The organism is Bartonella sp. AC62GZZY (assembly GCF_042196525.1).
Taxonomy (GTDB): domain Bacteria; phylum Pseudomonadota; class Alphaproteobacteria; order Rhizobiales; family Rhizobiaceae; genus Bartonella.
The window spans coordinates 283,141-307,936 of sequence record NZ_JBHIQN010000002.1 but is presented as its reverse complement, the minus strand read 5'-3'; the positions used below and the strand labels follow the sequence as shown (position 1 = coordinate 307,936).

At 36.2% G+C, this 24,796-nt stretch carries 14 protein-coding genes, 2 tRNA genes and 1 pseudogene; 8 read left to right on the top strand and 9 right to left on the bottom strand.

All coding sequences use genetic code 11. The annotated features are described in order from the left end of the window. Positions 1 to 900: 900 nt before the first annotated feature. From ptsP to rplU, 3 genes are all read right to left on the bottom strand, one after another. Entirely contained in the window at positions 901 to 3,432 is a 2,532-nt protein-coding gene (ptsP, locus tag ACFIML_RS02745; protein WP_375606204.1) for a phosphoenolpyruvate--protein phosphotransferase, read from the bottom strand. A 1,399-nt stretch (positions 3,433 to 4,831) separates the two neighbouring features. After that, positions 4,832 to 5,101 carry a 50S ribosomal protein L27 gene (rpmA, locus tag ACFIML_RS02740; protein WP_273723965.1) on the bottom strand — a complete coding sequence of 90 codons (270 nt, stop codon included), beginning with the start codon at positions 5,099 to 5,101 and terminating at the stop codon, positions 4,832 to 4,834. Between the two features lie 12 nt (positions 5,102 to 5,113). Beyond that, on the bottom strand, positions 5,114 to 5,590 hold the full coding sequence (rplU, locus tag ACFIML_RS02735; protein WP_375606203.1) for a 50S ribosomal protein L21: 477 nt from the start codon (positions 5,588 to 5,590) through the stop codon (positions 5,114 to 5,116). A 285-nt stretch (positions 5,591 to 5,875) separates the two neighbouring features. On the opposite strand from rplU, the gene ACFIML_RS02730 reads away from it, so the two are divergent. Further along, positions 5,876 to 5,965, top strand: a tRNA-Ser gene (locus ACFIML_RS02730). A gap of 307 nt (positions 5,966 to 6,272) precedes the next feature. Here ACFIML_RS02730 and pgi read toward each other — a convergent pair. From pgi to ACFIML_RS02715, 3 genes are all read right to left on the bottom strand, one after another. Beyond that, on the bottom strand, positions 6,273 to 7,937 hold the full coding sequence (gene pgi / locus ACFIML_RS02725) for a glucose-6-phosphate isomerase (RefSeq protein WP_375606202.1): 1,665 nt from the start codon (positions 7,935 to 7,937) through the stop codon (positions 6,273 to 6,275). A 187-nt stretch (positions 7,938 to 8,124) separates the two neighbouring features. Further along, on the bottom strand, positions 8,125 to 11,259 hold the full coding sequence (locus ACFIML_RS02720) for an efflux RND transporter permease subunit (protein ID WP_375607841.1): 3,135 nt from the start codon (positions 11,257 to 11,259) through the stop codon (positions 8,125 to 8,127). Next, the gene (locus tag ACFIML_RS02715) at positions 11,256 to 12,395 is read right to left on the bottom strand and encodes an efflux RND transporter periplasmic adaptor subunit (RefSeq protein WP_375606200.1); all 1,140 of its coding nucleotides are present in this window, start codon (positions 12,393 to 12,395) and stop codon (positions 11,256 to 11,258) included. The genes ACFIML_RS02720 and ACFIML_RS02715 overlap by 4 nt, the downstream gene beginning before the upstream one ends. Before the next feature lie 365 nt (positions 12,396 to 12,760). Here ACFIML_RS02715 and ACFIML_RS02710 point away from each other — a divergent pair. From ACFIML_RS02710 to ACFIML_RS02695, 4 genes are all read left to right on the top strand, one after another. Further along, positions 12,761 to 12,837, top strand: a tRNA-Arg gene (locus ACFIML_RS02710). Between the two features lie 768 nt (positions 12,838 to 13,605). Next, entirely contained in the window at positions 13,606 to 15,279 is a 1,674-nt protein-coding gene (locus tag ACFIML_RS02705; protein ID WP_375687312.1) for a formate--tetrahydrofolate ligase, read from the top strand. Between the two features lie 185 nt (positions 15,280 to 15,464). Next, complete coding sequence (gene rpsU, locus ACFIML_RS02700; RefSeq protein ID WP_273717519.1) at positions 15,465 to 15,698, top strand: 30S ribosomal protein S21; 234 nt, start codon at positions 15,465 to 15,467, stop codon at positions 15,696 to 15,698. A gap of 1,547 nt (positions 15,699 to 17,245) precedes the next feature. Continuing rightward, positions 17,246 to 17,806, top strand: a complete 561-nt coding sequence (locus ACFIML_RS02695; RefSeq protein ID WP_375606198.1) for an SH3 domain-containing protein — start codon at positions 17,246 to 17,248, stop codon at positions 17,804 to 17,806. 46 nt (positions 17,807 to 17,852) lie between these two features. Here ACFIML_RS02695 and irrA read toward each other — a convergent pair whose 3' ends face one another. Then, entirely contained in the window at positions 17,853 to 18,365 is a 513-nt protein-coding gene (irrA, locus tag ACFIML_RS02690; RefSeq protein WP_375606197.1) for an iron response transcriptional regulator IrrA, read from the bottom strand. A gap of 232 nt (positions 18,366 to 18,597) precedes the next feature. On the opposite strand from irrA, the gene fabA reads away from it, so the two are divergent. The 3 genes from fabA to fabI are packed head-to-tail and all read left to right on the top strand — an operon-like array spanning position 18,598 to position 21,252. After that, positions 18,598 to 19,107 carry a 3-hydroxyacyl-[acyl-carrier-protein] dehydratase FabA gene (gene fabA / locus ACFIML_RS02685; protein WP_375606196.1) on the top strand — a complete coding sequence of 170 codons (510 nt, stop codon included), beginning with the start codon at positions 18,598 to 18,600 and terminating at the stop codon, positions 19,105 to 19,107. 57 nt (positions 19,108 to 19,164) lie between these two features. After that, complete coding sequence (gene fabB, locus ACFIML_RS02680; protein WP_375606195.1) at positions 19,165 to 20,385, top strand: beta-ketoacyl-ACP synthase I; 1,221 nt, start codon at positions 19,165 to 19,167, stop codon at positions 20,383 to 20,385. A 48-nt stretch (positions 20,386 to 20,433) separates the two neighbouring features. After that, complete coding sequence (gene fabI / locus ACFIML_RS02675) at positions 20,434 to 21,252, top strand: enoyl-ACP reductase FabI (protein WP_375606194.1); 819 nt, start codon at positions 20,434 to 20,436, stop codon at positions 21,250 to 21,252. A gap of 1,930 nt (positions 21,253 to 23,182) precedes the next feature. On the opposite strand, the gene gpsA is transcribed toward fabI, so the two are convergent. Beyond that, on the bottom strand, positions 23,183 to 24,190 hold the full coding sequence (gene gpsA, locus ACFIML_RS02670) for an NAD(P)H-dependent glycerol-3-phosphate dehydrogenase (protein ID WP_375606193.1): 1,008 nt from the start codon (positions 24,188 to 24,190) through the stop codon (positions 23,183 to 23,185). Between the two features lie 400 nt (positions 24,191 to 24,590). Continuing rightward, a pseudogene (locus ACFIML_RS02665) lies at positions 24,591 to 24,796 on the bottom strand (cytochrome o ubiquinol oxidase subunit IV); the annotation flags it as partial.

Sequence of the window (24,796 nt, the reverse complement as noted above, 5' to 3'; positions counted from 1 at the left end):
TGCATTTTCTTAAATAGCACGAATTTTTGCAACATTGAGAGCTGTAAAATAGTGTGACGGTATCAGTTTTCTCTTTCATAGGATCCATAATAAGCCCTACTCTAAATCCTCTACTCAATTTCACACTTCTATATTTAGTTGATACTAAAGAAAATAAAATTCAGACAAAAAACTTTGCATTTTTAATTTAATATGTATGAATATATCTTATTTTCTAAAATGAAAAAATAGTCTCGTTTTGATCAAATACAAAATCATAAAAATGCAAACCTGTTTTCATTTTTACCATATACTTTTAAATTCAGCTTTACAGTTTTCAAAATATCTAAAGTAATCTCAATTATTTAAAAGAGGTTACGTATTACTTCATACTTTTAATTATCGCATTCTTTAAGAGTGATATGGTCTCATCACAAAACAGAATACTCTAAAAATACTATTTTCTTTCTCATCCACACGTTTGTTAAAAAACATCTCTTAAAGCTTGTCACATCTAACTCATACGGTGTCTATGAATGGTATAAAATCTATTGGATAGCATCATCTTTCCTTAAATAAAAAGGAAAAGCCAAGTAACATCACGCTATTTATCGCCTAATGTTACAATATCTATTGCTATTTGAGAGAATGCATAAAAGGAATTTATTCTTTCTTAGAGTGTTTTTATCTATACATTACTCCTCTTTGTAATGTATAAAAGAATAATTTTTATTAATTTAATATAGAGAAATTTAAAACGAGAAAACCCTACAATATTCAGGGTTCTCATTATGTAAAACGATAAATTACCATTATAAATTAATATGCTGCCTATAATCGTCCTAAAGGATAATGTTTTACAGCACTAAAAATCTGATTAGTCTGCAAAATGAGCTCGTTCTTTCCCCTTAATGTTCTTTATCACCTTATATCCTTGCTTAGAGCACGTACAGCTCGTGCAGTTTCACATTGTAATGCTTTTTGTGCTAAAATTTTCATATCTTCAAAACTATGAGTCTGTAAATACGCCTTTACTGGAGAAATATCGCAAGATATCATAGAAAGCTCATTAATTCCCAATCCAGTCAAAATCATTGCACCAAAAGGATCTCCAGCCATACCACCACATACACTAACCCAACACTTATTTTGTGCAGCTCCCTGAATAGTCTGATAAATCATACGCAAAACTGCTGGATCAAGGCTATCAGCTTCAGACACAAGGTACGGATTTTGCCGATCAACAGCCATTGTATACTGTGTTAGGTCATTGGTTCCAATTGAAAAAAAATCAACATGGGCGCTCAATACATCTGCCATAATGGCCGCTGCTGGAACTTCGATCATAATACCAAGTTTTAATTTTGGTGCATCAATATCGTTGCGGATTTCCTCTGCAATCTTTTTTAGAGCAACAATCTCTGAAACAGACATGACCATCGGAAACACAATCCATAGATCTCCACCCTCTTTTGCTGCTCGATATAAAGCACGTAATTGAGGCACCAAAAGATCACGTCGACGTAACAAAAGCCGCGTTCCTCGAACACCTAAAAAAGGATTGTCCTCTTTAGATAAATGTAAATGCGTAACCTGTTTATCTCCACCAATATCAAGTGCACGAATAATTAATGGCTTATCTCCTACAGCTGTAATCATCGCCCGATATATATTAAATTGTAGCTCTTCATCCGGAATATATGGATTCTCTAAAAACAAAAATTCCGTGCGCATAAGTCCAACACCTTCAGCCCCCAAATCAAGCGCAACAGGAACCTGATTTGCGTAGTTGACATTAGCCATGATACGAATTCTTTGACCATCTGTCGTTTGCGCTGGTAATCTACACGCACTTATTTCACTGACACGTTTTTGCGCAACAGTATCAATATGCCTTTGAGCATCTTCAACGTCTTCAAGCGTAGGATCAAGGTAAATAAACCCGTTATCGCCATCAATAATAGCCTGAATATCAGACTGAATTGCTAAAATATCATCACCTGCAGCAACAACCATTGGAATACCAAGAGTACGCGCCAAAATAGCTGTATGAGATAACGGACCTCCCCATGCTGTTGCTAATCCTTTTACCCTTGTACAATCAAGTTGTGCTACATCAGAAGGAGAAAGGTCATTTGTAACCAGAATTACACCATGTGGAATATCATTTAAAAAGAACGATCTATAGGATGGATTGATTTCACCTAAAACACGTCGACCAACATCAACTAAATTAACAGCACGTGCTGCTAACAAAGGATTATCTACCTTAAAAAACATATCTGAAAATTGATGAACCGCTCTATCCCAAGACCAAGCGACACCATGACCTTCCGCTATAAAACGACAAGCTTGAGCTATTAAATTTTCATCTTCAAGCAAAACCATTTGCGCAGAAAAAATCGCAGCAGAATCTGCTCCCATACGCACTGTAATATCAGAAATCACAGATGCCATTTTATGTTTTGTTTTTGTAAGAGCATTTTCAAGACATGCTGCACCAGCTGCAAAATCAATTGGCTGATCTATTATGGAAATATCATTTTGCTTTAAAACAAAAATCTTACCAAATGCTAATCCTGAACTCGCTCCAACACCAGAAATGCCTTTTTGCATAGAGCGTGGATACCAACCATGAAAAGCCTTTGTTTGAGATTCCATTGCTCTCATCAGACATTTTTCGCTAATACTCACTTTTTTTGCAATAGCAATGGCATCATTGAGAAGTTGTGCTCCTTCTGCAGCATCTGTAGAAAAAATCAGAACATCACCGTTTTTTGCTCCTAATTGCAATAAACCAACTAAATTTTTCATTTCAACGGTATATTGACCATGGCGAACTCTGATAGAGCTTTGAGCCTTTTTCGCAAAATCAACCCAAAGAGAAGCTGGTCGTGCATGAAGACCACTTGGATAATCTAAAATCCATTCCTGACACACCGAAAGGTCACCAATAAAAGTTTTTTCTATCTTCATATTTTTGTCAAACAAAGTTGTAACAATTTGCTGTTTGTCCATAGTTGTTGCAAGTACTTCAAGCTGTTTTTTATCAAATAAAAGAGACGTCAATTTTTTACAAATTTCTCTATAGCGATCTGGACACGCTGCAATGGCAATAACCAAATATGCTTTCTTGCCATCCTGCCACTCAACACCAGCAGGAACCTGTATAACAGCAACAGCATCCTTGATAATTAAATCACGATTTTCAGCCATACCATGAGGAATGGCTATACCATTTCCAAGCCAAGTATTGGTTGTTTCTTCACGTGCCAGCATACTTGCCAGATAACATTTATCAACGGCACCAACCTGCACAAGCAATTCAGCAGCAGCATAAATTGCATCATTTTTATGATCAAAAGCAGCTGCAAGTTTTACAGATCTTATAGACAAGATTTCACCATCAGTAAAATCTACATTCATTGCTTCTGCTTTCTCATATCTCATCATGAATTCAAATTGCCTCACATTTGAACACCAATATCTCTGATAAATTCCTTTTCAAAGCTGCATTTCCCAAAATACAAGCTATAAATACCACCACAGCTTTATTTATATTTTACGGAATATAGCTAAGTGAGGTGCTTAAATACCTCAATGTAACCGATAAAACAATTGGATATTATTATCTAGCCAAGTGCTTAAAATCATCATAAGCAAGTCTGCCTCTTACTCTTTTACTTTACAAAGACAAAAAAACCGTTTTTTACAGCACCAATCACCTGAAAAACTATGCTTTCAAAACGTTCTCATTATCCTAAGTTATTCAACATAACTTTCCATTATTCTCCCTACAAGAAAGCATCCTTCCCAATCATCCGTAACTTCAGCTAATATTTTAATTGATTCCTCAAAGTTTATTTAACCTATTATCCCTCTTTATAAATTCATTACATAATTACAAATTGCTCCATGCAACTTATCATCTTTAAAATTCCGTACTGCCCATCTTATGATATCAAACTCTCGATATATAATATTTATATATTTTAAGCTACACCTTTACTTCAATCAATATCGCAAATACACAATGCCCTCTGTCGCACATTTGCAAAGTACGACACCCTCAAGCACCATCACCAACTACTAAAATCAAGAAAAACTCTACAAATAAGATAAATAAAGTAAAAAATGAAAAGCAGTTATTGCCTTAACCCTAGCTTTTATGCTTGTTTATTTTCAACAATACACAATAATAGTGAAATCAGAAAAAATATTCTTGAAGGGCGCTGATTGCACGTTAGTTATTTTTATATCTTTAAACACCGTCCTCCTTAAAAATATAATTTCACTCTCGATTTACCGAAAATTCCTTAATACACGTCACTTTCAAAGTAGTTTTGACTGCCTTCTTATGGATTTTTTTATCCTTATGTCTTTTTAAATGAATAGCCCCACCTATCCACACTACCACCTAAAAACAGTATGACAACTCATCAATACCACAATGCCGATAAAAAGACCCATCTTTATCAAAATGATTACATAAAGAATGCTCTCATTAAATTTCTCATAATTTTCTGAAAACAAACTGCTTCTCTTATAAGAAATTACTCGACACTTCTTTATACATAAAAAGAAAATCTCTCCTCACTATTATTATACAGAAACTTATCAACAAATTCTATCATAATATCAATATGTTCAGAACTAAATACTAACATAACAACGCACAAACTTTTTCCCTCATTGAGAAAAGTAATTTCCCCAATTCTACCTTTTATCTTCTACATTTATTATAGTACCAACGCAAAAAGGGAAAGATGAGATTCATCTTTCCCTTTTAATACTTATAAAACCACAACTACAATTCAATGAAATCCTGTTTATGGCTAGAGAGTGTTACAGATTACTCTGCTGCCTCCACCATAGGAATGACTGAAACATAGGAACGATTACCCGCTTTGCGTTGAAAAGAAACCTTTCCATTTGATAATGCAAAAAGCGTATGGTCTTTTCCAATGCCGACATTGTTTCCAGGATGCCAACGTGTACCACGCTGGCGAATAATAATATTTCCGGCAATAACGGTTTCACCACCAAATTTTTTAACGCCTAGACGTTTCGATTCTGAATCACGACCATTACGCGAGGAACCACCAGCTTTTTTATGTGCCATAGACGCTCTCCTTTAATCTTTCTTACTCTTTGATGCTACAGATACTTTCTTCTGCGACGCAGTCTTTTTTTCAACCGTTTTTTTAGCCGTCTTCTCAACAGAAGCAGAAGCTTTTGTTTCTTTTGGTGTAGTTTCTTCTTTTATAGGTTTCTCAGCAACTTTTTTAGGTTTTGAACCACCCATTAAAATTTCTAAAACACGAAGCCTCGTAAACTCTTGACGATGGCCACGCGTGCGTTTAGAATTTTGACGACGGCGCTTCTTAAATGCGATAACCTTGCGCCCACGTGCCTGTTCTAAAATCTCAGCTGTCACCAATGCATCAGCAACGACAGGGGTACCAATAACCGCATTACCTTCTTGCCCAACCATTAATATGTCATTGAATTCAACTACATCACCCGCATTTCCACTAACTTTTTCAACTTTTACCACTTGATTAGCAACAATGCGGTATTGCTTACCACCAGTTTTAATGACTGCGAACATTTTTTATCCTTCCGTTCACTCCAGCTCTTATTTAATTTCTGCCTTGAAATAAGGGAAAATAGGCTGCTTTTTATCAGTCGTAATAGATCTCAAAGAAGGATAAAACCTTCTTCAACACAAATATGCGCAGATTTCCCCACGCTTATATTTTGTATATATGAAGGAATTTCTATTCTCTGTCAATAAAGTCCCATAAAAAAGAAAAAAAGGTTGTACCAAAAACAATTGAAGGTTATCTACCTCTTATACACTCAAATAATACCGATTTTTGTTTCACTTTATTATGGAGAGATGGCTGAGTGGTTGAAAGCACCGCACTCGAAATGCGGCATAGAGGCAACTCTATCGGGGGTTCAAATCCCTCTCTCTCCGCCACAGTTTATAAAGCGATTGTAGCTTGCCAGCGGGTTTTGTATATTTTGCCACTAGGTTTTGTACCAATTCATTTTTTTTCAAAGAGTTTTAAAGGTGTTCTCAAAGGGTCTTCAAAGACCTCTCAAAGGTCTTTATCGTTTTTGCGAATAAATTCTCATTTTTACAATTTTTGCACTTTTTTGATTTTCTGTTACATAAATCTAATCCAGATAATAAGAGAACGCATAGTAAAATTAAAGAATTATCTCATATTTCTTTCTCATTCTACTTTTGCTTAGTTAGTACAAAAACTACTGTAAAATTATATTTATTTTGCACGTCTTACTTGAATATGTGCTAGCAACCCTAATGTTGAACTATCACGATTATCCGCTTTACTTTCTCCACGAAGAATTGGTAGTAACTCATTTGCTAATTCTTTACCAAGTTCAACACCCCATTGATCAAATGAATTAATATTCATTAAAATCCCTTCAACAAAAGTACGATGTTCATAAAGCGCAATAAGACGACCGAGTGCAAAAGGTGTTAATAAATCCTGAACCAGCGTAATGCTGGGACGGTTTCCTTTAAAACTTCTATGAAGAGCTAAATAACCTGCTTCACGTTCATCAACTCCATTTTTTATCAAGATATGCTGAGCATCTTCAATACTACGCCCCTTCATCAAGGCTTTTGACTGTGCTAAACAGTTTGCTAGCAACATCTCATACATAGAATGTAAATTTTTCTCATGCCCTTTTATAAATAAAATAAATTCTACAGGAATAACATCTGTTCCTTGATGCAGAAGCTGAAAAAAAGCATGTTGACTATTTGTGCCTGAATCACCCCAAACAATTGGACCACTTGAAAAACTTAATGGTTTTCCATCCAGCGAGACTTGCTTACCATTTGATTCCATATCAAGCTGTTGTAAATAAGCTGGAAAATGTATTAAACGCTGCGCATAGGGAATAATAGAGCGTGATGAATAACCACAAATAACACGATGCCAAAACCCTAAAAGAGCAAAACGAATAGGAATATTTTTATGCAAAGGCATGGTTTTAAAATGTTGGTCCATTTGCAAAGCACCATTGAGAAATTGGCGAAAATTTCGACCACCTATTGCAAACATCACAACAAGCCCAATGGCTGACCAAATTGAATAACGCCCTCCAACCCAATTCCAAAATTTAAAAACTCTTGTCGAATCTATGCCAAATTCTGCCACTTTATCAAGCGCACTCGAAACAGCAACAAAATGCGTGCAAATGGCTTCTTCTCCTAAATGTGAACAAATCCACTGACGTGCAACTTGAGCATTTACCATTGTTTCAGCCGTTGTAAAAGTTTTAGAAGCAATGACAAACAGCGTTGTTGCTGGATTCAAAATAGAGAGAGTATCAGAAATATGAGCACTGTCAGCGTTAGAAACAAAATGACAACGTGGACCATCATGATAAGGTTTTAAAGCATATGTAACCATTGCAGGACCAAGATCAGATCCACCAATACCAATGTTTACAATATCACTTATTCTCTCTCCATTGCTTCCCTGATAGCTTCCATCACGTACCTTTTCAGAAAATCTTTCCATGTCTTCAAGAACATCTTGAATATCGCGAATAAGATCATGGCCATCCAACATGAAAATTTCGTCAGCAGGTAAACGTAATGCAATATGAAGAACCGAGCGTTTTTCAGTTGTATTAATCGCTTGACCAGAAAACATTGCATCACGCCGTCCTAACACATCTGCTGCAACAGCTAAATCATCTAAAAGTTGCAATGTTTTAAATGTTACCCCACATTTTGAAAAATCGAAAAGAAGATCATCAAGTCTGAGAGAAAAATGGGAAAAACGCTGTTCATCTGCTAAAAAATGTCGACGAATATCATAGACCCCATCCTTTGCGGCATGGCTCCTTAAAGCATTTAATGCGGCTTCAAAAGCCTTTTCATTTCGAATCGAAAAGCTATCTCCCATAAGCTTATCCTATACAGTTATTGACAATGAAATCTATGCCCAAACAATAACAAAGCAGAAAGCATCTCCTTTATTGCTCCCTATCTTTACTGTTCACATAAAAACTAAGGAATATAAAAGTAAAAAATAAGATTTGAAGATGATATTTTTACAAGAATAAACTTTTAAATCTTTTCCACTCGATACATCATTTAACTTTATTGAGTTCTTTTGTTAATAATATAGCTTCTTCTGCTTTTGGTCTTATAAAACGCCCTAAAAAAAGATAAACAACCGGTGTAACATAAAGCGTAAAAATAGTTGCTAAACCTAAACCACCAACGATAACCCAACCTAAAGCTATACGCGCCTCTGCGCCAGCACCTTTGGCTAAAACCAAAGGAATACCTCCTAAAATGGCACAAATCATTGTCATGCAAACTGGACGAAGGCGAATGTTTGCTGCTTCTTCTACGGCTTCACGCACGCTTCTTCCCTGATCACGTAATTGATCTGCAAATTCAACAATAAGAATACCATTTTTCGCCATAACGCCAATTAACAAAATTAATCCAATTTGGCTGTAAATATTAAGACTCACACCACTCAATAGCATAGCAATTACAGCACAACCAATCCCTAATGGGACAGTGGCCATGATAATAAATCCTGAAATAAAGCTTTCAAACTGAGCAGCCAAAATCAATAAAATAATCAAAAAGGCAATGCCAAAAACAATCATAAAACCGGAGGATGTTTCATTAAGCGTTTCAGCTTCCCCTAAGGGAACTACATAGGTTCCTTTCGATAACAAAGGAGATGCAATTTTCTGTACCGTTTGGTAAGCTTCCCCTAAAGCAATACCTGGAGCAAGATTTGCGCTTAAAATAACAGCACTCATGCGTTTTTCCCGTTTTAATTGGGGCGAGATAGCTTTTTCATGTAAACGTGCAATAACCGATAAAGGAACATAACGATTGTCTTTGGTCTTTAAAAAAATGTTTTCTAAATCACTAGGACTCTTCATAGAATTTTTACGCGACATCAATTTAACATCGTAAGAATGATCATCCACGTTAATGGAACCAATCTTTTTACCATCCAACATTGCTTGTAATGTATCGCCCAAATTGGTGATATCAATCCCTAAATCGGAGGCTTTTTTTCGATTGATTTCAATGAAAAATTGCGGTTGTGTTGCATCAACAGTAAGACGTGGGCGAATAAAACGCGGATCATCTTGTAAAGTACTCACCAGCTTATCAGCAATGGGTTGTAATGTTGCATAATCATTGCCAAGAATTGCAAATTGTAATCCTTGCCCAGTTCCTCTCACACCCAGAGAATTTCCCTGCGCAGCAAACACAAAAACTGCGGGAAACTGTTTAACCTTTTCATTAATATCTTTCACGATTTCTTGCTGACTCCGTAAACGTTTATCCCAAGACGAAAGCAATAAAATCAAAAAAGCAGTATTGGGTGAACCACCAGCACCCGCAATAGAGTAACTGTTAGCAATCTCCCCTGCATCACGTAATGGCTGTAGACTTGCTTCAATTTGCTCTACTTGCTCGTTCAAATATTGTGTTGAAATACCTTGTGGTCCATTAATAACCAAAAAGATCACAGCTCTGTCTTCTGCTGGCGTTAATTCCTGTTGTAGCTTCGTATAGCCTCCAACACAAAGACCCGCAAAAATAAGTGAAGCAAAAACAACAGCCCAAGGCTTTTCTAAACACTTATGCAAACTGTAAGTATATGCCTTATGAAAAAAAGTACCTAATTTATATAAAAAAGCAAAATGATGGGACTCTTCCTCTTTCTCCTCAATATGTTCTTTGAGAAAACGCGAAGCCAACATGGGACAAAGCGTTAAGGCAACAACTGAAGAAAGCAAAATAGAAATTGCCAAAACAAAACCAAATTCTCTAAAAAGACCTCCAACTTGCCCAGGAAGAAAGGAAATAGGAACAAACACAGCCACTAAAGTCAATGTTGTTGCTAAAACAGCAAAAAATACTTCACGTGTTCCTATCACCGCCGCAGCCCTAGACCCTAAACCCATGTTGCGCCACCGAACAATATTCTCAAGAACAACAATAGCATCATCCACAACAAGCCCTGTTGCTAAAACAAGTCCTAAAAATGTGAGAATATTTAATGAAAATCCTACAAGATAAATAGCTGCAATGGTACCAATCAAAGCGACAGGAAGAGATACAGCAGGTATCAGCGTTACACGAATGTCTCTGAGAAAAAGAAAAATGACCAAGATAACACTCAAAATAGCAATAACCAACGCAACTTCAACCTCATGAAGAGCGCTTTTAATAAAAACTGCATCGTCATTAATAACGTCTATATGTACAGAAGAAGGAACAATACTTTTGAGATTATCAACAACGGTTCTCACTCCTTCAGAAATATTAAGAGTGTTGGATTGTGCTTTACGCACAATTCCTAATCCAATACCTGTCTTTCCATTGATACGGAGAATAACCTTTTCTATATCCGGCGATAAAGTGACATGCGCAACATCACCAAGATGTACATGAGGTTTTAAAACAACTTGTTCAAAAGATTCTGGTGTTGTTAAACGTGCAGTAGCACGCACAACTAAATTTTGCGTAGAATTGCGTAATGATCCTACTGGCACATCCGTTGTCATATCAGCAAGAACACGAGAAACATCTGCTACGGTTAATCCATAACTTGCAAGTTTTGCTTGATCTATATCAATCTGAAAAATCTTTGTGCGAGCGCTATCAACCTGTACATCACCAACACCATCAACAGCGGAAATTGCATCAACAATCTGATCGTCTACAATCGTGGTTAAATCATCAACACTCATTGTTGGTGACGTCACAACCAAATACATCATGGCAGCAGCATTGGAATCTGCTTTAATAATCAAAGGCGAATCCGCATCTTTCGGTAAAGTATACGTAATGCGAGACAGGGCATCACGAATATCAGATGCTGCAACATTCAAATCAACACCAACATTAAAATTAATCTGCACACGGGAGCGCCCAAAAGAAGACGTTGAAGAAATCGTCTTAACACCTGAAACACGAGAAACAGCATCTTCTATAATTTTTGTAACTTCACGATCAATTGTTTCTGCCGACGCACCAGAAAACACCGTCACAATCGTTGTTACGGGAGTATCAACATCAGGTAATTCTCTTACATCAACATTTAACCATGCTGCAAATCCTGCAATGATGATCATAGCATTTAAAACAAAAGTAAAAACCGGTCTGCGAATAAATAAGGTAATGAGACCACCTTGCTCGACCTGTGACATCGGCTGTTTTGTGCTCAATTCTTGGCTCATTGTATATCCGTTCCGTAAACTGCTGGTAATTGCTGTTGATGAGACTTTGGATCATCAATCGTTACTTTACTTCCTGGATAAAGCATTTGTACTCCTTGAATGACAACTTGATCACCATTTTCTAGGGGTGCTTTTACGAAAACTTGATCTGCTTTATGCTGAATAATTGATACGGGTATAGCCTCTACTTTCCCTTCTCTCACACGCCAAACGAATGACCCTTTACTGTTCCATTGAACCGCAAGAGGATTAACGACAGGGAAAGAACCACTATGAAATTGCAAGGCAACAGAAAAAGACATACCAGACATAAGCGTATCTTTTTCATTATTAATTTCAACCTGAGCATGAAGTGTGCGACTTTCTGGATCAACGATATTATCAATCGCATAAATATGACCAACAAAAGATTTGTCTGGCTGCGCAGTTAATGTTGCCGTTACCTCATCTCCTTTATGAATGCGCGACACATATCGTTCAGGAGCCCATATGTCGACCAAAATACGTTCTCTATTCTCAATACGGCCTATTACAGTATTAAGGGTCACGTTATTCCCCGCATCAACAGGCAAAATACCAACAACTCCAGGAATCGGTGCACGAATTGTTCGCCGATCGAGATCTAATTCAGCATTACGCAAAACTAAATTTGCATTATCCAACTCTAAGCGTGCTGTAATTTCTTGAACTTCTGTTGCTGTATTGCTAGCACGTAATTTAAGAATGCGCGAAAGCGTTAACGCATTATTATCACGTTGTACTTTTGCTTTTGCAGCCGCTATTTCCTCTTTTTTAGAATCAAGCTTTGCAATCACATCACCTACTTGTACTTTTGTACCAGCTGACACAAAAAGCTTATCAATAACACCTGGAGATAAAGGGGTGAGCTCGACTTCTGCAAGTGCTTGTCCACTCCCTAGAACGTTAAGTTGTTCATAAAAATCTTGATTTTTTACAAGATCAACGACAACCTTTACCGGTGGTTTTCTCATTTTTCCATTTGAATCTTTATACGATACTCTTGTTTTATCCACCATAGAAATGGGTTGGTCTGCACTCTTTTTTCCAACCCAATAAGTAACCGTTAAAACAACGATTAAAAACACTAATGGAAAGATCTTTTTTAATAACGCCATACATCCGCCCTTGCTGTGTCATGTTCATCTGAAATAGTTTTCAACAGTAATATCGGCGTTTTACACAAAAACCCAACAGCGGGTGTATATATCTTACCCCACCGCAAAAAACACATCTCATCTCTGCTTGACTATCTTTCATAGATTAAAACGTCAAGTTAACTATCGTTCATATTGCTTTGTATGGTCATGACAAAAAAATGTTCATATCAAAACCAACTGAAGCCATAATATATTATATCCTTTTTTAAAATATACATAAAAAAAAGAGATTTTTTTTATGACGACTCAAGTTTCACTTGCATTTCTTTAATGAAACGATTAGGAACCCTTTGTCTTAGACAATGTAAAAAATTGAAATGTATGCACCCGTAGCTCAGCTGGATAGAGCACCAGACTACGAATCTGGGGGTCAGGAGTTCGAATCTCTTCGGGTGCGCCATCTATCAATATCTTACTTATCATCTATCAATATCTTACTTATAAAGTCAGACTTTTTAAATTCTTTATTTTGTGATCTATTATTTTGTATTTTGTTATTTCATTCTGTTGTGGGGCGTTTCTTTAGCCATTTTGCTAGAATAAAATGTTATGAGTCCTTCAATTCAGCTCTAAGGTGCTTTTATTAGCTTATAATCGTAGCGATTACATGAGTAGCGTATGTTGTTGTTTTCTTTTTTCAATCTATGCGCTTGTTTTTGGTCTCTTCCGGATTATACTCTCTACTCAGTTAGGTAATTTTTACGTGCTTATTTCTAATTGTTCCATAACTGAATGTTTCTAGATATTTTATTCCTAGCAGTCCCATCTTAAGAGGGATTTCAGATGTGCCGCCATAAATTCCGGTTTACCACCATGTGAAGCTTTTTCAGTGTGTTGTTGGAAAGAATAAATAAACTACTTCTCGAACATACTACTATGAAACACTTATGGTATCCATTAATATCATCAGCATTTGTTGCAAACCAAAGCTTCTTTTCGCAATATTTTTAATTGAATTAAACGTATTTTTACTGCTTAAAAGCAAAAAGATTCTTTTTCCTAAAAAACAATAAAACTCTTCTTGTGCTTCTTTAGCATTATCTCTTGCATGGCATATCATCGATTTCTATGATATCTTAATATTTTTCCGTTCTCTATGAATTTTTCTAATTAATCCATGGGTACAGATTTCAAACATTAATAAAAGCTGAATTTAAAGAATTTTTCCATGCCTAAAACTGATATTGAAATTGCTCGCACTGCTAAAAAGCAACATATTATTGAAATTGCACAAAAAATTGGTATCTCACATGAAAATCTCATTCCCTATGGCCATGATAAAGCTAAAATTTCTTCTGAATACATAAAATCGCTTAATAAAAATCCAGATGGTAAACTTATCCTTGTCACAGCTATCAATCCCACACCTGCCGGAGAAGGCAAAACAACAACAACAGTTGGACTAAGTGATGCTCTTAATCTTATTGGTAAAAAAACAATAGCTACCTTGAGAGAACCATCTTTAGGTCCCTGTTTTGGTGTAAAAGGCGGTGCTGCTGGTGGTGGTTATGCGCAAGTCATTCCAATGGATGACCTTAATTTACATTTTACCGGTGATTTTCATGCTATTACAGCTGCTCATAATCTTCTTGCCGCAATGATAGATAATCATCTTTATTGGGGAAATACTCTAAACATTGATCCACGTCGCATTGTTTGGAAACGCGTTCTTGATATGAATGATCGTGCATTGCGCGATATTGTCATTTCATTAGGGGGCATAACAAATGGTTTTCCACGCCAAACAGGTTTTGATATTACTGTTGCATCAGAAATTATGGCGCTTCTTTGTCTCTCTGAAAATTTAGAAAACCTTACACAAAGACTCAAGAAAATTATTGTTGCTTATCGTTATGATAAAACGCCCATCACCGTTGCTGATCTTAATGCAGAAGGTGCAATGGCAGTTCTTCTAAAAGATGCTATACAACCCAATCTCGTACAGACAATTGAAAATAACCCTGTTCTCGTTCATGGAGGACCTTTTGCTAATATTGCTCATGGCTGCAACTCAGTTATAGCAACAAAAACTGCTTTAAAACTCGCTGATTATGTTGTCACAGAAGCAGGATTTGGAGCCGATCTTGGAGCAGAAAAGTTTTTCGACATCAAATGTCGGCAAGCAGGTATTGTACCAAATGCTACCGTGATCGTCGCAACTATTCGTGCATTAAAAATGAATGGTGGTGTGGATAAAAATAACCTGACAGAAGAAAATATCACCGCTTTAGAAAAAGGAGCAGCTAATCTTTTACGACATATAAAAAATATGAAGCACTACGGTATTCCTTGTGTTGTGGCTATCAATCATTTTGACAGCGATCGCGATGCCGAAATAAAAACATTACAGAAAATAGTTGCAACAACTGGACACAAAGCTATTATCTGTAAGCATTGGGAACAAGGTGGGAAAGGCGCTATAGAACTTGCACAAGAACTCGTTACCTTGATTGAAGAAAAAAAATCTCATTTTAAGATTCTCTATCAAGATGATATTCCCCTCGTTCAAAAAATTAATTGTATTATAACAAAGCTATACGGTGGGCGTGGCGCCATTATCTCAGCCCCTATTCTCAAACAACTTGAATCTTGGGAAAAAGAAGGTTTTGGCGCCTACCCTATTTGTATGGCAAAAACACCTTATTCTTTTTCTGCTGATCCCAAGCAATATGGTGCGCCTGTTGATTTTGAAATTCCCGTACGAGAAGTTCGTCTCTGTGCGGGAGCCGGCTTTATCGTTGTCATTTGCGGAGATGTTATGACCATGCCTGGACTACCCCATTATCCCACGGCTGAAAAAATTCATATTGATGAAAATGATCAAATACAAGGACTTTCATGAGTTTATAATCATGAACTCTATCATTCATTATAAAAAGCATTTTATTACAAAAAAAATAGAATTTTTAAAAGCGATATAGACAAATGTCTTATTTATATGATATAAGTTTTTGTCCTTTTGGATATGCCTTTAAAAGGACGTAGGTTTTCCTATTATTTGTGACACTGAAAAAAGCAGGATAAATAGTGCAAGTACTCGTTCGTGATAATAATGTTGATCAAGCGCTCCGCGCGTTGAAGAAAAAGATGCAGCGTGAAGGTATCTTCCGTGAAATGAAAATGCGTAGTTATTATGAGAAGCCATCTGAGAGGCGTGCTCGTGAAAAAGCTGAGGCTATTCGTCGTACACGTAAGCTCGCTCGTAAGCGTGCGCAAAGAGAGGGTTTTGTTAGTAACGGACGAACTGTTGCGGTGAAGTAATATGCTTTTGTGTATGCGTTATCAAAATGGCATGAATTGTAGTGTAAATAGGCTATCAGAAATTTTGTACTTATAGGATGTTGTAAATGAATTTTTCTCATAAGGCGTGTGTTATAGTATTTAGAATTATCTGAGCATAATGGGTGTTTTGGGTCTATAAATATAGTGATTTTTATTTCACTCTTCGGCATTTCAAGCACTGCATAACAAACTGCAGTTCGGTTCTTTAAATCGACTTATTGCTGTACAAAATTAAGGAGAGAGTACTGGATATTTTGTAATGGCATTTTGCTGTAGTTTTTCATCTCTTAAATAGCTCTTTCTTATGTACCGCTCACGTGCTGGTTTTCTTTTTTTCTATTAAAATATTCTGTATCTTTCGAAAATTCTAGATTATATTGCAAAGCACAAATCACTATTGCAATATGCGATTATGTATGTGTAGAGATATGATATCAAATACATAATCCTCGTTCCCTTCACTTATATAACGAAATGATTCCATAATTTTCGATATCTCTTGATTTTATCCCTTTACAAAGGGAAGAATTTTAACCACTGCATTACAGCTTGGTTTTTCTTGATAAATTTCTTCCCCTCATCAATTATGTTATTCACCTCATAGCGTATCGAGCAAACCTTCCCCTGAATATTTCATTTAATTTTCTTTTTCTCTAACTCAGTATAAAAGAAAATTGACAATAAACAAAGAAACCACTGTGATTTTAATATGTGTGAATATGTGCCTTATCTTATCATTTTTTATGAAAATATTTTTACAATTTAAATAATAACTATGAATACCGTAAAGCTCTCATCATACACCCTCTCATATTGAATCAATCAAGATTATCTTCTTGTACATCATAAGCGGGATTCGTATGCAAATAGAATAAAAGCTATTTAAGAAAAAACAAAAAGGCTTCTTATGAACACCATAAATAATAGGAACTGCATAACATTGAAAGCTGGTAAATAGAACGATGGAGCCAGCTTATCTACCATACGAATAAGCATTATCATGGCATAAAATTATAATGTAGCAAATTTTATAAAGTGGATTATCACGAAAAAGTATCCTGTTAGCCCTTCATATATCAATCTACTCTACAATGCTGCTCATATTTTTACGCTTAACTGTTTTTATTTACCGTATTATTTTGTTCATTCAAAACTCTTTTCAAGCCACACAATAATCCCTTTACTGAACAGCTCTTTGTTCATAATATGCATACATGCACTTTTACTTCGAGAAACAAACTTAGAAAAGAGATGCAATACTTTAGCCCTAATTTCCTGTACACTTTACTGTTTTATCACGCGCACAGCTACATAAAAATCCAATGTTTATTTATATCTACCCCCTCATAAACAAGATAAGCACTAAGAAATACAAACCTTTTGTTTTCCTTATTTTGATATTTTTGTAGCAATTTTTTCATCGTTTAGATCTCTTTAACGAGCAGTGTGTCATACTTTTTATCAGTTTCCAGTCTTATCTTTCAGATTTTAAATTTCCAATATATGATGAAATAAAGGAGTTCGGTGTGCAAAGTTCTCGTTGGTTTCGCGTTTCAATACTCGCATCATGTATCTTAATAGCAACAGTCATTGTATTAGTTTCACCTCATTTGTTGCATGCACAAACATTTAATCAAAATTTAGGGCCCAGTGGTTTACCACTTCCGCGATTTGCTTCGATTAAACCTACCCGTGTTAATGTACGCGTCGGACCAGGAAGCAACTATTCTATCATTTTTACCTACCAAAAGAAGGGGTTACCTATTGAAATCATCCAAGAATATGATCAATGGCGCAAAATTCGTGATGCAGAAGGCGATGAGGGGTGGGTGTATCAATCGCTTTTATCGGGAAAGCGAACTGCTATAACTATTCCATGGCAAAAAGATAAAACAAAAAGGCTGATGCTACGAAAAAAACCCACCGACAACGCAGAACTTGTGGCGGAAGTAGAACCTAACGTCATTGGTAATATCCGCCAATGTGATGGACAATGGTGCGAACTAAACATTAATAATACACGCGGATGGCTTCAACAACCCCAGTTATGGGGAATCTATCCTGATGAAAAAGTAAAAGGCTGGTGAATGCTCAAACTCAACAAGTTTAATTTTTATTCCTCATTGAATATCCTCACTGCCTATCACAAGATTGATTTTTTGGTTTCAATCGCACGATTAAATCAACATGTGAAATTTCCATACCTTCTGGTGGCTTAGGCAAATTTCTAATAATGGGAGCTTCTTCCAAATTATAAGGAATATCAAGAATACGATTTTCGCCTTCTATATAAAAATGGTAGTGATCAGAGGTATTGGTATCAAACCAAGTTTTTGAGCCTTCTACGGCAATAATCCGTAATAATCCCGCTTCCGTAAATTGATGAAGTGTATTATAAACCGTTGCTAAAGACACAGGTACACCTGCCCTCACCGCTTCCTCATAGAGCTCTTCAGCAGTAATATGACGATTTCCTTGAGAAAAAATCATATGTGCAAGTTCCAACCGCTGACGTGTTGGACGCAGACCATTTTGACGCAAACGTTTTTCTAACATAGAAATGGAATAATATTGCACAACTTTTCTACACTCTTTTGTGGACTGTTGCTCTTCATTCATATCTAAATTGTCTGCACTCACTGACATATTACAAACTCAAATATATTCCTGCTAAATAAGATCAAAATACAAAAAAATGGGAATAGTATGGTGTAATCTTGTATTCCATTTTTAAATAATTACCTATGTAGAATACATAAAAAAAGGCTTTTGTCATTAAAAATGATATAAAACCATTTCCCTCTCTTTAAAATTTGCTCTAAAAGTAGGTTGGGAAAAGCGCAGAAATTAAAGATATATGCAAATAAATGGAGTAACAATGGCTGAACAAAAGTCTCGCTACACGTATGAAGAGCTTCTAAGCTGCGCTCGCGGCGAAATGTTTGGTAGAGGTAATGCGCAATTGCCAGCACCGCCAATGTTGATGATTCATCGAATCACTCAAATTAGTGAAACTGGAGGTAAATACGATAAAGGAATGGTTCGCGCCGAATTTGACATTACACCAGACATGTGGTTCTTTAATTGTCACTTTATAGGCGATCCCGTTATGCCAGGATGTCTCGGACTGGATGGTATGTGGCAATTAACAGGTTTTTTTCTTGGTTGGCTAAACGAACCAGGAAAAGGGAGAGCGATATCAACAGGTGAAGTAAAGTTATCAGGGATGGTAACTCCACAAACCAAAATTCTTGAATATGAAATAGATTTTAAGCGTATTCGACGTGGAAATTTAGTCTTAGGAATAGCTGATGGGTGGCTAAAAGCAGATGGAGAGACTATTTATAAGGCAAACGATTTACGCGTTGCTTTATTCAAAGAAGATTGAACATTGTTTCCATCAGAAAAAACTTTTCACTATTCTGTATGGAACGAGGAGGTATGAATGCGTCGAGTTGTTGTAACCGGAATGGGAATTGTCTCCGCAATTGGAAATAATCCTGGAGCTGTTTTAACTAGTTTACGTGAAGCAAAATCCGGAATTTCTTACGCACCTCAATATGCTGAATTAGGCTTTCGTAGCAGAGTTTATGGCAAACCTGATATTAATATAGAAGAACTCGTAGATCGACGTGCTCTCCGTTTTCATGGGCGTGGAACAGCATGGAATCACATCGCTATGGATCAAGCAATTGCTGATGCAGGTCTAGAACCGCATGAAGTATCGAACGAACACACGGGTATTATTATGGGTTCTGGAGGTGCTTCAACACATTCAATCGTAGAAGCTGCTGACATTACACGCCAAAAAGGTCCAAAACGTATTGGACCTTTTGTTGTCCCTAAAGCGATGAGTTCTACAGCATCTGCAACATTAGCAACTTTCTTTAAAATAAAAGGGATCAATTATTCAATCTCTTCAGCTTGTGCTACCTCCAATCATTGTATTGGTAATGCTTACGAAATAATTCAATATGGTAAACAGAAGCGCATCTTTGCTGGTGGCTGCGAAGATTTGGATTGGACACTCTCTGTTTTATTCGATGCCATGGGCGCTATGTCCAGCAGATATAATGACACCCCTCACAAAGCTTCACGCGCTTATGATGTTAATCGTGATGGTTTTGTCATTGCTGGAGGGGCTGGCGTTTTAGTTCTTGAAGATTTAGAACTTGCTAAAGCACGTGGTGCAAAAATCTACGGAGAAATCGTTGGATACGGTGCAACATCCGATGGACATGATATGGTTGCCCCATCAGGAGAGGGAGCAGAACGATGCATGCGCATGGCCCTTGCAACAGTCAATAATAAAATTGATTATATCAATCCCCATGCGACAGCAACTCCTGTTGGTGACCCTCCTGAGATAAAAGCTATCCGTCGTGTCTTTGGAGCTGGTGATCAATGCCCCCCTATTTCCGCTACCAAATCTCTAACAGGACATTCCCTGGGAGCAGCAGGTGTTCACGAAGCAATCTATACATTGTTAATGATGAATCATAATTTTATTTGTGAAAGTGCCCATATTGAAGAACTTGATCCAGCTTTTGCTGATATGCCTATCGTTCGTGAACGACGTGATCATCAACAACTGAATACCGTATTGTCAAATACTTTTGGCTTTGGCGGTACCAATGCAACGCTTGTTTTCCAACGTTATGTATAAACAAAAGTTCTTAGTAATTGAAAAAAGTACGGTCTTACGGAGAATAATATGAAAGGTTTGATGGAGGGCAAACGCGGCCTTATTATGGGAATTGCGAATGACCATTCAATTGCTTGGGGCATTGCCTGTCAGCTCGCACAAGCAGGAGCTGAATTAGCGTTGACTTATCAAGGAAATGCTTTTGGAAAACGTGTTCATCCCCTAGCAGATAAACTTGGCTGCAAATTAGTGCTAGAGTGTGACGTTGAGAAAAGTGAAAATATTGATTACGTCTTTGAGCAACTTGAAAAAGAATGGAAAACAATTGATTTTATTGTCCATGCCATTGGTTTTTCAGATAAAAATCAGCTAAAAGGGCGTTACGTTGATGTCACAACACGTGAAAACTTTCAACGCACGATGGTTATTTCAGCTTATTCCTTTACTGAAATTGCCCAGCGCGCGGGTAAACTTATGCCCAATGGAGGAACACTTTTAACTCTTACCTATGGTGCTTCACAGCAAGTTGTGCCTAATTATAACATCATGGGTGTTGCTAAAGCAGCTTTAGAAGCTATGGTGCGTTATTTAGCAGCGGACTTTGGTCCTCAAAATATCCGCGTCAATGCAATTTCCGCTGGTCCTGTTAGAACCTTAGCAGGTAATGGTATTGCAGCTGCACGGGCAATATTTTCACATCAACGCCGTAATGCCCCATTACGTCGTACCGTGAATATTCATGAAATTGGAAAATCTGCTCTTTATCTACTCTCTGATTTATCATCAGGCGTTACAGGTGAAATCCATTATGTTGATTCAGGCTATAACATCATGTCTATGCCAATACTTGAAGAACTAAAAAAAAGTGACGATTCCCAAGAAGGATAATTTTTATTTCATTGCACTAAAAAATAAAATCAATCATGTACATAGTGCTTTAGTCGGGTATTGAGTACGTTCTCAGCTATATAAAGTGTATTGACTTATAATAATATGACGTAAGGCATATGTGCAAATGTTTGTAAGAATAAGTGAACACAAAACCAGATGTACTATGCCTTGTTTCGCAAAATATTTTATAAAAGTCGGAATATTTCTTCAATCCATGGTTGATAAAGTGTGTATTTTATGACGTTATTTACCTTACTAAAGCATACGCTTTTGCCATTGTTTATAAATCAATATCCAACCCTCATGCCACCCCAGTTTGAAACAGAGATTAGAGAATTATTAAAACCCTTAGTTTCAGCTTTTGTATAGCAAATTGAAAAAAATATTCCTACCGTTTGATTTATTCTTGAAACGCAAATACAATCTAATTTAGGAAGAATATGAAGGCGTAAAGAAATCAATCATTAATCTTACTATTATTCTTTAATGAGACTTTACGATTTTAAAAGCATCTACATCAATGTTTTTTTAATAATGGAGGTTACGCTTTACCTCACACCTTTATTTTTCTCATTCTTTAATGAAAGCATTTCTCTAATGTATCAGTTAAAATAGAACGCCTAAAAATACTATAGCTGTTGCTCTTTCATGCATTTTTTTTAAAGATATCTCTCAATGCACGCCATTCCATTTCACAATGGTACCTGTAAAACATATAAAAATCCCTGTGAAGTACATAAAATCCTTTTTTCACCACCATTTTAATGTTTATACAGATGACAAACTGACACTGTCATTTTACTTGCCATGTTCTAATGTTGAAACAACCCTTGACACTTGAGATGATTCATTAGAAGTATTTTTAATAATTTTTATCCACATACTAACCCGCTTGTGACAAGCAAACACATATTTTTAATTAACTCAATACAAAAATAAAATGAATTATTCATATAAATCAATTTTTTATCTTTATAATCACATTATTTTTCAGCTTAAATGACAGCCACAAACAAGTACAATAATATTTTTTTAGACTTTCAAAGTTATAATTCCAAAAATCATTTCTTGCATATAAAAAACAAAATTGACATGTGAGAGAATAAAAGGCTTAAATATCTCTACTGAACAGCTTCAAGTGCCAAGAGCTGTCTCAACATTGGGAGGTGTAATGATGCTCGTCTTCCTCCTTCATAAACGTAAAGATGGGGATGCGCACAATAGCTTTATCGTTACACTATTCACGGTCACCGTCGCAAATTGGACTTGGGAATTTTAAGAGAGGTCTCTTTAAAACAAGCACGTGAGTATGCAACAGCAATCGTGTTTTTTTGGCGTTCTATTTTACCTGATACATCAGAGAAATGCTTTCATTAGAAAATGAGAAAATAAAGGTGTGAGATAATCTCCATTATTTAAAAGATATTGCTTTAAGATAGCATAAAACTGAATTTAAAAATGATTGTAGAAATGGGAACTGATTTTCAGCTTTAAAATTTCATCTTCTTCCCAAATTAGATTGTCTTCTTGTTTTAAAAAATTACAAAAACAGAGATTCACAATATCCCTTCCCCAATATTCTTAGCTTATACGTTACATAAATAAGATGCTTCTACCTAATGAGTCTTGTATTATTCTGTTTGCAAATATCATTGTGAGATGAATTTAAGAGACAATAAAAGTATCTTGTTCATTACATTACATAAACATGTGTAAGTGGAAACGATAATTTATCTTAAAAGAGATAGCTCTTAGACAAAAGCAAAAACTTTTATATTTCAGCCATGTTTCATAAAGAATCGAATGATATGAATCTATAATTTGCTGGAATATGACTGCCTTATACAACCATTAATACAATCTATTTTATATGTCTATCATAGCATGTTTCTATTTTTTACGATTGGAATTATTAATAAACAGGATATCATTGTATTTCGTCCTTGAGGGCGCGGCCTAGTAATGTGTTTGCCGCTTCAGTTATGTTTTTACCACAATAGAGAATTTGATAAATTTGTTCTACAATGGGCATTTCTACCCCAATACGCTGCGCCAACGTATGTACTTCCTTGGTATTTAAGTATCCTTCCACAACCTGACCAATTTGTTTTTCTGCTTCTTTTATATCTATTCCTTTACCAAGAAGTATTCCAAAACGGCGATTACGCGACTGATTATCAGTACATGTCAAAACCAGATCACCTAAGCCTGTCATTCCCATAAATGTGGCAAGCTCAGCACCCATAGCCCCCCCTAAACGACTGATTTCAGCTAGTCCTCGTGTGATAAGAGCTATTCGTGCATTTGCCCCAAAACCTATGCCATCTGATATTCCTGCACCAATAGCAATAACATTTTTGACTGCCCCCCCTAATTGAACACCAATCATATCTGAACTTTTATAAACTCTAAAACTTTTGTCACAATGAAAAAGTTGCTGCAATTCTTTACCAAACTCAACATCAGAAGCTGCTATCGTCATTGCAGTAGGCCAACCAATAGCTAGTTCTTGAGCAAAAGTTGGTCCAGAAAAAACAGCTAAAGGAATTTTTTCACCTAAAATCTCACGAGCAACCTCTTGTAAGAAACGTCCAGTCCCATGTTCTAAACCTTTTGTAGCCCAAATAACGCGTGAATGCTGATCTAAATAAGGCTGAATATTATACAAGACTTGATGAAATACATGGCTTGGAACAGCGATTAATATATTGTGACTTGCCGTTATTGCAATTTCAAGGGAAGCTTCAAGTAATAAATTTTCAGGAAATTGAATATCGGGTAAATATACTTGATTACAACGTTGTTCCTGTAATTCTTTGATATGTTGAGGACTATATCCCCAAAGTAAAACATTATGACCATTACGGGCAAGAGCTATCGCTAATGCAGTACCAAAAGAACCAGCACCTATAACTGTCATTGCAACGGTTTTCATTAAATTTTCTAATTATTCTCTAAATTTTTGATTTCAATTGCATATTATTATTACAAATAATTTTAATGCTATCTTTAATATAAATTCTTTAAATCTAAAAATATTACTGCTTCATAGCTTTTTTATCTCACACAATATAAAAACTTGTTGCGCACATTCTCTTTCTTTGTAGTAAAATTTTACAAACATCACTTTTTGTATATTCTACAGATAGCTATTTGTCTCAAAAATTAAAGATTGACTAAATACCCCACAGACTTTCTCTTTTAAATTAAAAGTATATTCAAAATAATAATACTCATTCCACTGATATCTTGTACTTATCTCCTGCTTTATATCCTACGAATTTCTTCTACGGAGCTGATACATGCCGCATCAGCTCCGTAGATATTTCTAACAACTACTCCACAGGAAACTGCTGCGTATTTTGATCTTGCCCCATGGGCATTTCTGAACCAGGTGCTTGATCTACAGGAGTTTGCGTACCTAGACCCTGCCCCGTGGGCATTTCTGAACCAGGTGCTTGATTTACAGGAGTTTGCGTACCTAGACCCTGCCCCATGGGCATTTCTGAACCAGGTGCTTGATCTACAGGAGTTTGCGTAC

What these genes read in the sequence shown, in the direction of transcription:
- irrA (WP_375606197.1), bottom strand. Translation starts at nt 18,365, where the DNA reads ATGTCAGTGAGTGCAGACAATTTAGATATGAATGAAGAGCAACAGTCC.
- ACFIML_RS02720 (WP_375607841.1), bottom strand. Translation starts at nt 11,259, where the DNA reads ATGAGCCAAGAATTGAGCACAAAACAGCCGATGTCACAGGTCGAGCAA.
- rplU (WP_375606203.1), bottom strand. Translation starts at nt 5,590, where the DNA reads ATGTTCGCAGTCATTAAAACTGGTGGTAAGCAATACCGCATTGTTGCT.
- gpsA (WP_375606193.1), bottom strand. Translation starts at nt 24,190, where the DNA reads ATGAAAACCGTTGCAATGACAGTTATAGGTGCTGGTTCTTTTGGTACT.
- ptsP (WP_375606204.1), bottom strand. Translation starts at nt 3,432, where the DNA reads ATGATGAGATATGAGAAAGCAGAAGCAATGAATGTAGATTTTACTGAT.
- ACFIML_RS02715 (WP_375606200.1), bottom strand. Translation starts at nt 12,395, where the DNA reads ATGGCGTTATTAAAAAAGATCTTTCCATTAGTGTTTTTAATCGTTGTT.
- rpmA (WP_273723965.1), bottom strand. Translation starts at nt 5,101, where the DNA reads ATGGCACATAAAAAAGCTGGTGGTTCCTCGCGTAATGGTCGTGATTCA.
- fabA (WP_375606196.1), top strand. Translation starts at nt 18,598, where the DNA reads ATGGCTGAACAAAAGTCTCGCTACACGTATGAAGAGCTTCTAAGCTGC.
- ACFIML_RS02705 (WP_375687312.1), top strand. Translation starts at nt 13,606, where the DNA reads ATGCCTAAAACTGATATTGAAATTGCTCGCACTGCTAAAAAGCAACAT.
- fabI (WP_375606194.1), top strand. Translation starts at nt 20,434, where the DNA reads ATGAAAGGTTTGATGGAGGGCAAACGCGGCCTTATTATGGGAATTGCG.
- fabB (WP_375606195.1), top strand. Translation starts at nt 19,165, where the DNA reads ATGCGTCGAGTTGTTGTAACCGGAATGGGAATTGTCTCCGCAATTGGA.
- pgi (WP_375606202.1), bottom strand. Translation starts at nt 7,937, where the DNA reads ATGGGAGATAGCTTTTCGATTCGAAATGAAAAGGCTTTTGAAGCCGCA.